Raw genomic sequence first — 13,237 nt, forward strand, 5'->3', positions numbered from 1 at the left:
CCGGGCGCCGCGCGGTCAGGATCGGCGGATCTGGAGGACGGCGACGCGCGCGTCGTGCCCGTCGACGTGCATCGGGACGGTCTTCGTCCACCTGAGCCGGATCCGGGTGCCGTTGGTGCCGGGGGCCCAGCCGATCTGGTCGATGCCCTTCTTGAAGGCGCGCCGTTCGTGGTCGGGCAGGAGGAGCGGCATCCGGCGGCGGTTCACGTCGCCGACCCAGATCACCGGGTAGCCCTTCGCGCGCCAGTGGCGGAGCACCTCGTCGCGGTGGACCCGGAAGTGCTCGCGCCACATGCGGTCCCGCCACTTCTCGTACGGGTCCTGCTCGCCGTTCCAGGCCCCGGACACGTAGTGGGTGTTGGCGAAGACGAACCGCAGCCGGGGGTCGTCCGCGTGCTCCAGCAGGGCCTGGGTGATGACGCGGTGCGGTGACACGCCCTTCTTCCCACCGTGGGCGACGGTGACCCGACGTTCGCGGACGGTGTACGCCCGGGGTATCGACATCGGCACCTGACGGCCCCGGCCGCCGTCTCCGAAGAGGTTCCGGTAGCGGGGGCCGAAGTACTGGTCGATCCAGTGCCGTTCCTTGCCGTCGTCGTCTCCGCCACCGATCTCCTGCCAGCCCACCAGCGGCCTGGTGAGCTGGCCGTCGATCGTCACCGCGCGGCGGACGTCGCGGATCGCCCGTTCGCGCTGCCCCAGGTTCCGGCGTCCGATGTTGGCGGTGACGACGACCAGGCGATGCCACCCGGGGGCGGCCTCGGCGCCGCTGGCGGAGGACAGGTGCGCGGCGGCACCGAGCGCGGCGCCGCCGCCGAGTGTGAGGGCGAGTCTCCTGCTGATCGCTTCCATGGCGTCCCTTCTGCACGGGCACTGCTGCTGACCGGGGGCGGTTGGTGCGTGGCGCGTCGTACGGCGGTGCGTGATGGGGCGGTGCGTTGGTGGGGCTGGCCGGGAGGCGAGCCGGAGACGGGGGTCGTCAGACGCCGTGGGCCGGCCGGTCCGCGCGCGGGGGCGGGGGGTGGCCGCCGCCGGGGTGGAGGTCCGGCCGTGCGGCGCCGCGCTGGCGGGTGGGGCGGCGTTCCGTGCGGGCTGCGGCATCGCGGAGCGCGCGGGTCGCCTTCCCGGGCGCGGACGGGGTACGGGCCGGGCCGCCGGACGCGCGCGGGGGCCGTACCGGGGCGGCGCGGGCGGTGCCGCTCCGTGTGCGGGCATTTTGGTGCCGGAGCCCAACCGGTCGCTCGCCCATGGGACTTCCTCCTCGGCTCAGCCCACGGAGCCGGCACCACCGGGGCGCCGCGGCGCACCAGGCTACGCGCGTTGACACAGGCATGGCAACGATCGTGCGCCCGCCTCCGTCGCCTCCCCGGCCGCCCGCCCGCGGACCGCGTGTGGTCGCCAAGTCGCCGCTATCCGGGGTGAGTTGATCCCAGCGTGCGCCGCCGCCCGAGTCGGGGCGGAGGGGCGCGGCGGCTGGAGCGAGGGGCCGCGGACCGGAGTCCGCGGCGCGTCCGCCTCAGATGTCGCGGAAGGTCTCGATCTGCGCGCCGACCTCGTTCAGTCGCTCGGCCAGTTCCTCGTAGCCCCGGTTGATGACGTAGACGTTCCGCAGCACCGAGGTGCCCTCGGCCGCCATCATCGCCAGCAGCACCACCACCGCGGGCCGCAGTGCCGGGGGGCACATCATCTCGGCCGCCCGCCAGCGCGTGGGCCCCTCCACCAGCACCCGGTGGGGATCGAGCAACTGGAGCCGTCCGCCGAGCCGGTTGAGGTCGGTGAGGTAGATCGCGCGGTTGTCGTAGACCCAGTCGTGGATCAGGGTCTTGCCGTGCGCGAAGGCCGAAATCGCCGCGAAGAACGGGACGTTGTCGATGTTCAGGCCGGGGAACGGCATCGGGTGGATCTTGTCGATCGGCGCCTCCAGCTTGGAGGGGCGCACCGTCACGTCGGTGAGCCGGGTGCGGCCGTTGTCGGCCGGGTACTCCGCGCTGCGGTCGAAGTCCAGGCCCATCCCCTCCAGGACCGCGAGTTCGATCTCCAGGAACTCCGCGGGCACCCGTCGGACGGTGAGTTCGGACTCCGTCACCACGGCCGCCGTCATCAGGCTCATCGCCTCGACCGGGTCCTCGGAGGGGGAGTAGTCGACGTCCACGTCGATCTCGCGCACCCCACGCACCGTCAGCGTCGTGGTGCCGATGCCGCTGACCCGGACGCCCAGGCGCTCCAGGTAGAAACAGAGGTCCTGGACCATGTAGTTGGACGAGGCGTTCCGGATGACCGTCGTGCCCTCGTACCGGGCGGCGGCCATCAGCGCGTTCTCCGTGACGGTGTCGCCCCGTTCGGTCAGCACGATGGGCCGGCTGGGCGCCGCTCCCCGCTCGACCTCCGCGTGGTAGACGCCCTCGGTCGCCGTGATGTCCAGCCCGAACGGGCGCAGCGCGCTCATGTGCGGTTCGACGGTGCGGGTGCCGAGGTCGCAGCCGCCCGCGTACGGGATGCGGAAGTGGTCGACGCGGTGCAGCAGCGGGCCGAGGAACATGATGATGCTGCGGGTGCGCCGGGCCGCCTCCTCGTCGATGCTCGCCAGGTCGAGTTCGGCGGGCGGCACGATCTCCAGGTCGGCGCCGTCGTTGATCCAGCGGGTGCGCACCCCGACGGAGGTCAGCACCTCCAGGATGCGGAACACCTCCTCGATGCGCGCCACCCGGCGCAGCACCGTGCGGCCGGAGTTGAGCAGCGCGGCGCAGAGCAGCGCGACACAGGCGTTCTTGCTGGTCTTCACGTCGATGCTGCCGGAGAGCCGACGCCCGCCGACCACCCGCAGGTGCATCGGCCCGGAGTACCCGAGGGACACGATCTCGCTGTCCAGCGCCTCGGAGATACGCGCGATCATCTCAAGACTGATGTTCTGGTTTCCCCGCTCGATGCGGTTCACCGCGCTCTGGCTGGTGCCCAGGGCTCCAGCCAACCGCGTTTGTGTCCAGCCTCGATGCTGTCGGGCGTCCCTGATCAACTGGCCGATACGGGCAAGGTAGGCGTCGGTCATGAGAAAACGCTATCTCAGATGTGAGATACGTGTTAACTCGGGGGGTGGTCGTGACGCCCGGGTCCGGGCCCCGCCCCCGCACGCGGCCCGCAAGTCAGCGCGCCCGGCGGTGACTTCGCGGCCACGGCGGACACCGGGCACGACGGCGCGAGCGCGGCGGCGCGCTCCGCGCGCCCCGGCCGGCCCGTGGCGAACGGGAGTTGACCGCCCCGGTGGTGAGCCGGTGTGCGGTACGGCGCGAGTGCGGCGGTGTGCCGGTCCGCCCCGCCGAGCGGGCGGCCCGGGCGCTCTCCCGGCACGCGGATGTTCCGGCGCGACCGGTCGGGGGTGCCGTCTCCCCATCATCGGCCGCCCGGCGGGAACCGGCGAGGCGGGGCCCGGGGCGGCCGAGGGGGCGGTGGGAAGCGGGGAGTCCCGCGCGCCGGGGAGGTCGGAAGCGGCGGTCGGAAGGGCTGGTTCCGGCTGGCGCGGCCGGTCCCCGGCGGACCTGGCCGTCAGAGGGCCCGGGGCACCGGCGGACCCGGGGATCGGCGGACCCGGTCTCCGGAGGGTCCGCCCCGCCTTGCGCCGTACGGGTGAGCCTGGGTTCCGGGGTGGGGTTGCCGCCTCCGGGTGTCCCCCGGCGCCAGCCGTGCCGCGCGGCCACGGCCACAGCAGGCGCCGGGGCGGAACGGAGCGGGCGGGACGGGCCAGGCCGGGGCGGGGTGATCCGGGTCGGGGCGGGGGTTGGTGTCCGGGTGGTGCCGTTCGGGCGCTCCGTGCGGGGCCCGGGCTGGTCGTGTTCCGGTGTCTCGTGGGTACCCGGGGGGTCTTGGGGTGACCGGACGCCTCCCGTCGCCTCGGCCGGATGGCCGGGGAAGACGAGGCGGCTCGTCAGGGGTGCGCGGTTGTGTACTAGAGTTATCTCGACATCGAGATATCTTGAGGGCGCGGTGCGGCCGAGCCGTCGGCGCCGCACTCTGGGAAGACCGGGAAGTCCGAGAAGGAGCAAGGCCACCCCAACTAAGCCTGACCTCAGCGGCAGCCCCGTGCGGCGAGTCGGCAGGATGGCTGGTGGTACGCGCGATCGCACGCATTGAAGGAGACTGTCGTGTCGGCGAACAGCTTCGACGCCCGCAGCACGCTTGACGTGGGCAACGAGTCGTACGAGATCTTCAGGCTGGACAAGGTGGAGGGCTCGGCCCGGCTGCCCTACAGCCTGAAGGTGCTGCTGGAGAACCTGCTGCGGACCGAGGACGGCGCGAACATCACCGCCGACCACATCCGGGCCGTGGGCGACTGGGACCCGGCGGCGCAGCCCAGCCAGGAGATCCAGTTCACGCCCGCCCGGGTGATCATGCAGGACTTCACCGGGGTGCCGTGCGTGGTGGACCTCGCCACCATGCGCGAGGCGGTGAAGGAGCTGGGCGGCGACCCGTCGCGCATCAACCCGCTGGCCCCCGCCGAGTTGGTCATCGACCACTCGGTGATCGCCGACAAGTTCGGTACGGCGAACGCCTTCAGCCAGAACGTGGACCTGGAGTACGGGCGCAACAAGGAGCGTTACCAGTTCCTGCGCTGGGGCCAGACCGCCTTCGACGAGTTCAAGGTGGTACCCCCGGGCACCGGCATCGTGCACCAGGTGAACATCGAGCACCTGGCGCGCACGGTGATGGTGCGGGGCGGACAGGCCTACCCGGACACGCTGGTCGGCACGGACTCGCACACCACCATGGTGAACGGGCTCGGCGTGCTCGGCTGGGGCGTCGGCGGGATCGAGGCGGAGGCGGCCATGCTCGGCCAGCCGGTCTCGATGCTGATCCCCCGGGTGGTGGGCTTCAAGCTCACCGGTGAGCTGCCCACCGGCACCACCGCGACCGACCTGGTGCTGACCATCACCGAGATGCTCCGCAACCACGGTGTGGTCGGCAAGTTCGTGGAGTTCTACGGCGCGGGCGTCGCCTCGGTGCCGCTCGCGAACCGCGCCACCATCGGCAACATGTCCCCCGAGTTCGGCTCCACCGCGGCGATCTTCCCGATCGACGGCGAGACCATCAACTACCTGCGCCTCACCGGGCGCGACGCCCAGCAGCTGGCGCTGGTCGAGGCGTACGCCAAGGCGCAGGGCATGTGGCACGACGCGGCGCGTGAGCCGGAGTACAGCGAGTACCTGGAGCTGGACCTCGCCACGGTCGTCCCGTCGATCGCCGGGCCCAAGCGCCCGCAGGACCGGATCGCGCTGTCCGAGGCGAAGCCGCGGTTCGGCGAGGACGTGCGGGCCTTCGTCTCCGAGGCGGACCTGGACGAGGCGGGCAAGGAGTCCTTCCCGGCCTCCGACTCCCCGGCGGTCTCCGACGGTGTGCCCACCAAACCGACGCTGGTCACCGACGAGGCGGGCGCGACCTACGAGATCGACCACGGCGCGGTGGCCGTGGCGGCGATCACCTCCTGCACGAACACCTCCAACCCGTACGTCATGGTGGGTGCCGCGCTCGTCGCCAAGAAGGCGGTGGAGAAGGGCCTGACCCGCAAGCCGTGGGTCAAGACCACGCTGGCCCCCGGTTCGCAGGTCGTCATGGACTACTACGACCGCGCCGGGCTCACCCCGTACCTCGACAAGCTCGGCTTCAACCTGGTCGGTTACGGCTGCACGACCTGCATCGGCAACTCGGGCCCGCTGCCGGAGGAGGTCTCCAGGGCGGTGAACGACGCCGACCTGGCGGTCACCTCGGTGCTCTCCGGCAACCGGAACTTCGAGGGCCGGATCAACCCCGACGTGAAGATGAACTACCTGGCCTCGCCCCCGCTGGTGGTCGCGTACGCCATCGCGGGGTCGATGAAGGTCGACATCACCCGCGAGGCGCTGGGCATCGACCAGAACGGCGACCCGGTCTACCTGAAGGACATCTGGCCCTCCGAGCGGGAGGTCGAGGAGGTCGTCGCCGGGGCCATCGGCCAGGAGATGTTCACCTCCAGCTACTCCGACGTGTTCGCGGGCGACGACCAGTGGCGTGCCCTGGCGGTACCCACCGGCGACACCTTCGAGTGGGACCCGAACTCCACCTACGTGCGCAAGCCCCCGTACTTCGAGGGCATGGGCGCCGAGCCGGAGCCGGTGGAGGACATCTCCGGCGCGCGGGTGCTGGCCAAGCTGGGCGACTCGGTCACCACGGACCACATCTCCCCGGCCGGTGCCATCAAGGCGGACACCCCCGCGGGCCAGTACCTCACCGAACACGGCGTGCAGCGGCGGGACTTCAACAGCTACGGCTCCCGGCGCGGCAACCACGAGGTGATGATCCGGGGCACCTTCGCCAACATCCGGCTGCGGAACCAGATCGCGCCGGGCACCGAGGGCGGCTACACCCGGGACTTCACCCGCGCCGAGAACGCCGGGGAGGCCCCCGTCTCGTTCATCTACGACGCCTCGCGCAACTACATCGAGCAGGGCATCCCGCTGGTCGTGCTGGCCGGCAAGGAGTACGGCTCCGGCTCGTCCCGCGACTGGGCTGCCAAGGGCACGGCGCTGCTCGGTGTCCGCGCGGTCATCGCGGAGTCCTACGAGCGCATCCACCGCTCCAACCTGATCGGCATGGGCGTGCTGCCGCTCCAGTACCCGGAGGGCGGCTCGGCCCAGACGCTGGGGCTCACCGGCGAGGAGACCTTCTCCATCTCCGGTGTGACCGCGCTGAACGACGGCGGGGTCCCGGGCACGGTCAAGGTGACGACGGACACCGGCGTCGAGTTCGACGCCGTCGTGCGTATCGACACCCCCGGCGAGGCGGACTACTACCGCAACGGCGGCATCATGCAGTACGTGCTGCGCAGCCTGCTGCGTAAGTGACCCGGTGGGAGGCGGCGCCTCCCACCCGGCCTTATGGCCCCGGAACCGGCTCTCGCCCCAGGCGAGCGGCGGTCCGGGGCCGTTTCGCGCGCCCGCGGCGGGCGCCCGCCGAGCCGGGCCTCCGGCCGTTCCCCGGGCCGCTGTCCCGCCGGAGCCCGGTCGCTCCGGAGGGCGTCCCCGGCGTCGTTTTCCGGCCAACTTACCTGTGGGTATGCGTCGTTGGTGTCCCGGGCCGTCACCGTCGCGCGGGCCCGCGCCGGGTCCGGATTCGGGATGATCCGGGCGGCTGTTCCCGGGGTGGCCCGGGCGGGTGCGGGGGTGGCGGCCATCGCCGCCGGTGCGATGAGGAGGGGGAGTCTCCGGTTCGGGGGGCGCTCGCCGGGACACCGGCCTCCGGTGAGCCCTCGCGAGCCCTCGTGAGCCCGGGCGGCACGAGCTGAGCGGTGGCGGGGCTGGGTAGGGGACGGGGAGTGGTCCACCGCGGGCTGATGGGGCCGGAATGGGTGTGAGCTGGGGGAACGGGGTCGGCGTCGGGGGTGTCGAGCGCACCGCCGGGCCGTGGCCTCAGCCCGGTGCGGGAGCTGTTCGGGCCGGGGGTGTCACCATGGCCGGGGGTCGGGCGACGGCCCTTTCCGCCGTACGGGGAAGGGCAGTTGGGGGGATGCGCTCTCCGCCCGATGTCCGTGAGGTCTCAACTCGGGAAAGACTGGCGTTCTGGGGTGTACCCGATCTTGCCTGTGTGGTGATGAGTGGACTATACCTGTCCGCACCTCACGCGGACCCGCACACGGAACCGCGGCGGGAGCACGATCAGTACGACCCCAGCTTCAACTGACCTGCGGTGTGGGGCCCTTCGCGAGACGCGCGAGTTGACGGGACACCGGTACACCGCCTGAGTCCTGGAGAGAGCGAGGACTTGAGCATGGGATCCACCCACGTCAACCGCCGTGACCTGGTCAAGCGGACGGCAGCGGTCGGACTTGTCGCCGCACCGGGAATGGGGCTGCTCAGCTCCTGTGCCACCGGTGGCGACGACGGCGGCGACAAGGTCGAGAAGGGCAAGAAGTCCAAGGACAACCCGCTGGGCGCCAACAAGGACGCCGACCTCGAAGTCGTGATCTTCAACGGCGGCTACGGCGACCAGTACGCCAAGGACAACCACAAGCTGTACGAGAAGACCTTCGGCAAGGTCAAGCACTCGAAGACCCAGAAGATCCGCACCAAGCTCCAGCCCCGCATGGTCAAGGGGAACCCGCCGGACGTGATCAACAACTCCGGCGCCGAGGAGATGGACATCGCCAGCCTGATCAAGGACGGTCAGGCCGCCGACCTCACCCCGCTGCTGGACGCGCCCTCCTACGACGATCCGTCGAAGAAGATACGTGACATCCTGCTGCCCGGTGTCATCGAGCGCGGTCAGATCGGCAGCGAGAAGATGTACCAGCTCAGCTACTCGTACACGATCTACGGCGTCTGGTACTCGAAGACGGCGCTGGAGAAGCTGGAGATCGAGTACCCCAAGAACTGGGACGAGATGCTCGCGGCCTGCGCCAAGGCCAAGAAGCAGGACATCGCCGGGTGGACCTACGCGGGCAAGCACCCGTACTACTTCTCCTTCGTGCTCTACCCCTTCTTCGCCAAGATCGGTGGCGAGGAGGTGCTGCGGAAGATCGACAACCTGGAGCCGAACGCCTGGAAGCAGGACGCGGTCAAGCAGGGCTTCGAGGCGTTCCACGAGCTGTACGCCAAGGGGTACGTCCTCAAGGGCACCCCGGGTATCGACCACATCCAGTCGCAGACGCAGTGGACGAAGGGGCGGGCGCTCTTCCTGCCGAACGGCTCCTGGGTGGAGAACGAGTCGCGGAAGACCACGCCCAAGGACTTCGACATGGCCGTCTCGCCCATCCCCAGCCTGGACAAGGCGGACAAGATGCCCTTCGAGACGATGTACTGCGAGGGCAGCGAGCCGTTCATGGTGCCGACCAAGGCGAAGAACGTCGAGGGCGGTATGGAGTGGCTGCGGCTGATGCTCAGCAAGCAGTCGACCGAGAACTTCATCCAGCTCGTCTCCGCGCCGAGCGCCGTCAAGGGTGCGGGCGCCGGGCTGAAGGACCTGGACCCGGGCGTGACCTCCGCGCTGGACGCGCTGGACAAGGCCGGGGACAACATCGTCATGCCGCGTATCCGGGACTGGTACCTGGAGCTGCACAAGGACAAGATCGGTGGCGCCATCGCCGAGATGATGTCCGGCGACATCGAGCCCGCCGAGGCCGTCAAGCGCTGCCAGACGGCCGCCGACGAGGTGGCCAAGGACAAGAGCATCAAGAAGTACAAGCGCTGATCCGCGTGCGCGAGGTGACCGGGCAGCGCACGCGTCTCAGTGGGCCATGGCGAGTACGGAGCGGGGCGGCATGACAGAGCACGTCGACACGGTGGAGAAGCGGCCCGCCCAGCCGGGAGCGGGCGGGCGGGGCACGGTGGCCTCGCAGCGGGCGCCGTTGCTGTTGCTGCTGCTGTCCGCCCTGCTCCCGCCGCAGTTGACCCCGGCGGTGGTGCGCGGGGACCGGCGGTACCGCACCCTGGACAAGTACCGGTTCATCTGCTGGTTCCTGCTGATCCCGGTGGTGCTGTACGCGGTCTTCGTTATCTCCCCGTTCTTCCAGGCGTTCTACTACTCGCTGACGGACTGGACGGGGTACGGCAGCTCCTTCAACTTCGTCGGGCTGGACCAGTACGAACGGCTGTGGAACGACTCGACGTTCTGGGCCTCGATCCGGCACAGCCTGCTGCTGCTGATCGTCGCCCCGGTCGTCACCCTGGTCCTGGGTCTTTTCTTCGCCTTCATGCTCCAGGCGGGCGGGCGGCACCGGAAGAACGAGGCCGTCTCCGGGATCCAGGGCGCCAAGTTCTTCAAGGTCGTCTACTTCTTCCCGCAGGTCCTCTCGGTGGCCATCATCGGTGTGGTCTGGGGCGCGATGTTCGACCCCATCACCGGGCCGATCAACGAGACGTTGCGCACGGTCGGGCTGGAGTCGCTCACCACCAGCTGGCTCGCCGACCGGGGTACCGCCCTGCTCTGTGTGCTGTTCGTGCTCTGCTGGATGTTCGTCGGGTTCTACGTGGTGCTGTTCTCCGCCGCGATGGGCTCCATCCCGAAGGACATCTACGAGGCGGCGCTGCTGGACGGGGCGAGCCGCCCGGTCACCTTCTTCCGGGTCACCCTGCCGCTCATCTGGGACACGGTGCAGACGGGGTGGATCTACATGGGCATCCAGGCCCTGGACGCCTTCGCCATCGTGCACATCATGACGATCAACAAGGGCGGTCCCGGGGACGCGACCCTGGTCACCCCGGTCTACCTGTACAAGAAGGCGTTCGAGAACGGGCAGGCCGGCTACGGCACCGCGATGGGCGTGGTACTGCTCCTCGTCACCATGGTGTTCGCCGCGATCATGATGCTGTTCAGCCGCCGTGACCGGATCGAGTACTGAGATGAGCGGGGAGAGCCACGGTATGAGCACAGCCCAGCCAGCCGAGCAGGAGGCCGGTTCGCTGCGGAAGGTCCCGGCGCCCGCGGGCTCCGGCGAGTCCGGCGAGCGGGGGACGCGCGGCAAGCGGCAGCGGGGCGGACCTGGTTCGCAGGGCTCCGTCCTGAACGTCTTCTCCTTCGGGTTCCTGCTGCTGTGGGTCGTGATGGCCGCCGGACCGCTGGTCTGGGTCGTGATCAACTCGATGCGGAAGTCGGCGGAGATCCAGGGGGAGCCGTTCGGCTGGCCCTCGTTCAATCTGGAGAACTTCACCAACGCCTGGTCCGACGCGAACATCGGGACCTACGCGCTCAACTCGTTGACCGTGCTGGCCGGTTCGCTCCCCGGGACGATGTTGCTCGGGGCGATGGCCGCCTACGTGATCGCCCGGTACTCCTTCCCCGGCAACCGGGTGCTCTACCTGCTGTTCGCGGGCGGGATGATGTTCCCCATCATCCTGGCGGTCGTCCCGCTGTTCTTCGTGATGGACAACTTCGCCCTGCTGGACACCAAGCAGGGGCTGATCATCGCGTACATCGCCTACTCACTGCCGTTCACCACCTTCTTCCTCACCGCCTTCTTCCGGACGCTGCCCAGCAGCGTCGCCGAGGCGGCCACCATCGACGGCGCCTCGCACCTGCGCACCTTCTTCCAGATCATGCTGCCGATGGCGAAGCCCGGCCTGATCAGCATCGGGATCTTCAACTTCCTCGGTCAGTGGAACCAGTACTTCCTGCCCCTGGCGCTCAACTCGGAGGACGACTCCAAGGCGCTGCTCACCCAGGGACTCGCGGAACTCTCGGTCGCCCAGGGCTACGAGGGGGACTGGGGCGCCCTCTTCGCGGGGCTGTCCATCGCGATGGTGCCGATCCTCGTCGTCTACATGGTCTTCCAGCGCCAGGTGCAGGAGGGGCTGACGGCCGGTGCCGTGAAGTAGCCGCCGTTCCGGGCGAGGCGTACGTCTCGCCCGACCGGGGCACACGACGGCCGGGCGCCACGGGGCGCCCGGCCGTCGTGTGCCGTCCGCTCCGTGGACCCCGGTGCCGGGCCGGGCCGCCCCCTCGGTTCGCGGTCAAGGACTTGACGGGAGGGAACCGCTCGGTCTCTGCTGGGGTTCACATGTTGGAAACGGGCCGTGCTCCGCCGCGGCGGGCGCCGTGGGTCATGCCCACGGTCGCGGGCCGGGGGAACCGGCGGTCGAGGACCGGCCGGGCCGTCGAGGTAGGGAGCTGACAAGTGGTGGAGACTCCAGGGTCGCAGTCCTCGCTGCACCGGGCCAATCTCGAACGAGTCGTCCGGGCCGTGCGGATGGCCGGTTCGCTGACCCAGGCCGAGATCGCCCGGGGGACCGGGCTCTCCGCCGCGACCGTCTCCAACATCGTGCGGGAGCTGAAGGAGGGCGGCACCGTCCAGGTCACGCCCACCTCCTCGGGCGGGCGCCGGGCCCGGGCGGTGGCGCTCAGCGGGGACGCGGGGATCGTCGTCGGCGTGGACTTCGGCCACTCGCACCTGCGGGTGGCGGTCGGCAACCTCGCCCACCAGGTGCTCGCCGAGGAGGCCGAGCCGTTCGACGTGGACGCCTCGGCCGCTGAGGGCTTCGACCGCGCGGAGGCGCTGGTGCACCGGCTCGTCGCGGAGGCCGGTATCCACCACGAGAAGATCATCGGCGTCGGCCTCGGGGTGCCCGGGCCGATCGACGTCGAGACCGGCGTGCTCGGCTCGACCGCCATCCTCCCCGGCTGGACGGGCACCAACCCGCGGAACGAACTGGCCGCCCGCCTCGGGGTCCCGGTCCACGTGGACAACGACGCCAATCTGGGCGCCCTCGGCGAGCAGGTCTGGGGCGACGCGCGGGGTGTCAACGACCTGGCCTACATCAAGGTGGCCAGCGGCGTCGGCGCCGGTCTCGTGATCAACGGACGGGTCTACCGCGGTCCGGGTGGCACCGCGGGGGAGATCGGGCACATCACGCTGGACGAGTCGGGTCCGGTCTGCCGCTGCGGCAACCGGGGCTGCCTGGAGACCTTCACCGCCGCCCGCTACGTGCTGCCGCTGCTGCACTCCAGCCACGGCGCCGGGCTGACCATGCCGGAGGTGGTGCGGCTCGCCGGGGCGGGCGACCCGGGCTGCCGCCGCGTGGTGGCGGACGTCGGGCGGCACATCGGCAGCGGGGTGGCCAGCCTCTGCAACCTGCTCAACCCCGCGATGGTGGTGCTCGGCGGCGACCTCGCGGACGCCGGGGACCTGGTGCTGGAACCGGTCCGTGACTCCGTCGCGCGGTACGCGATCCCCAGCGCCGCCCGGCAGTTGCGCATCACGGCGGGCAGCCTGGGCGGGCGGGCCGAGGTGCTGGGAGCGCTCGGCCTGGTGCTGAGCGAGATGGGCGAGGCCAGCCTGCTGGACGCGACCGGGGGGGTGCCCGCCGCCGTCGGCGGCTGAGCCCGGTCCGCGGCGCCCGGCGCCCGCCGGAGCGCGCCGCGCGGGGCGGACGCGCCGCGCGGGCCCCCGGGTGCCCCTGGGTGCCGCCTTCGAACCGTTCACCCCAACCACCCGCCTGGCGGGGCGAGTTCACCCTCCGCGCGCTCGTCCTCCCGCACCGAGCCCGGCACGGGACGCCGTCCCGGTGCCGTGGGTTGCCGGACCGGCCGTCCAACGCCCGGGCCTCGTGGGGGAGATGGGCCGGACTCCGGCCGCCGGGCGGTCAGATCTCCCCGGCCGTACCGTCGTTGAGCCTTTAGTTCCGTAACGCATGGCATCGTTGCCGTCTCGTTAATGATTTACTTCTTGACGGCCCCTCGCCCCGCGAGTTGACTTCCAGCCACCCCGGCCGCAACGGCGCGG

The 13,237-nt window shown here is 70.7% G+C and carries 7 protein-coding genes; 5 read left to right on the forward strand and 2 right to left on the reverse strand.

Annotated features, from left to right (window positions below):
- Window positions 1–15: 15 nt before the first annotated feature.
- Entirely contained in the window at window positions 16–852 is an 837-nt protein-coding gene (locus E0L36_RS14320; protein ID WP_180929404.1) for a hypothetical protein, read from the reverse strand.
- Between the two features lie 664 nt (window positions 853–1,516).
- Window positions 1,517–3,046 (reverse strand): UDP-N-acetylglucosamine 1-carboxyvinyltransferase, encoded by a 1,530-nt coding sequence (locus tag E0L36_RS14325; RefSeq protein ID WP_180929405.1) that lies wholly within the window; start codon window positions 3,044–3,046, stop codon window positions 1,517–1,519.
- 1,090 nt (window positions 3,047–4,136) lie between these two features.
- Between E0L36_RS14325 and acnA the strand changes: the two genes are divergently transcribed.
- The 5 genes from acnA (at window position 4,137) to E0L36_RS14350 (ending at window position 12,835) form a co-directional block, all read left to right on the forward strand.
- Window positions 4,137–6,869 carry an aconitate hydratase AcnA gene (acnA, locus tag E0L36_RS14330; RefSeq protein ID WP_180929406.1) on the forward strand — a complete coding sequence of 911 codons (2,733 nt, stop codon included), beginning with the start codon at window positions 4,137–4,139 and terminating at the stop codon, window positions 6,867–6,869.
- Window positions 6,870–7,791: 922 nt separating this feature from the next.
- The gene (ngcE, locus tag E0L36_RS14335; RefSeq protein WP_180929407.1) at window positions 7,792–9,210 is read left to right on the forward strand and encodes an N-acetylglucosamine/diacetylchitobiose ABC transporter substrate-binding protein; all 1,419 of its coding nucleotides are present in this window, start codon (window positions 7,792–7,794) and stop codon (window positions 9,208–9,210) included.
- 70 nt (window positions 9,211–9,280) lie between these two features.
- Window positions 9,281–10,360 (forward strand): carbohydrate ABC transporter permease, encoded by a 1,080-nt coding sequence (locus E0L36_RS14340; RefSeq protein ID WP_180929408.1) that lies wholly within the window; start codon window positions 9,281–9,283, stop codon window positions 10,358–10,360.
- A 22-nt stretch (window positions 10,361–10,382) separates the two neighbouring features.
- The gene (locus E0L36_RS14345; RefSeq protein ID WP_180929409.1) at window positions 10,383–11,333 is read left to right on the forward strand and encodes a carbohydrate ABC transporter permease; all 951 of its coding nucleotides are present in this window, start codon (window positions 10,383–10,385) and stop codon (window positions 11,331–11,333) included.
- Window positions 11,334–11,635: 302 nt separating this feature from the next.
- Window positions 11,636–12,835 carry an ROK family transcriptional regulator gene (locus E0L36_RS14350; RefSeq protein ID WP_180930005.1) on the forward strand — a complete coding sequence of 400 codons (1,200 nt, stop codon included), beginning with the start codon at window positions 11,636–11,638 and terminating at the stop codon, window positions 12,833–12,835.
- Window positions 12,836–13,237: the final 402 nt, after the last annotated feature.

Origin of the sequence: Streptomyces sp. AJS327, assembly GCF_013450295.1 — a bacterium.
Taxonomy (GTDB): domain Bacteria; phylum Actinomycetota; class Actinomycetes; order Streptomycetales; family Streptomycetaceae; genus Streptomyces.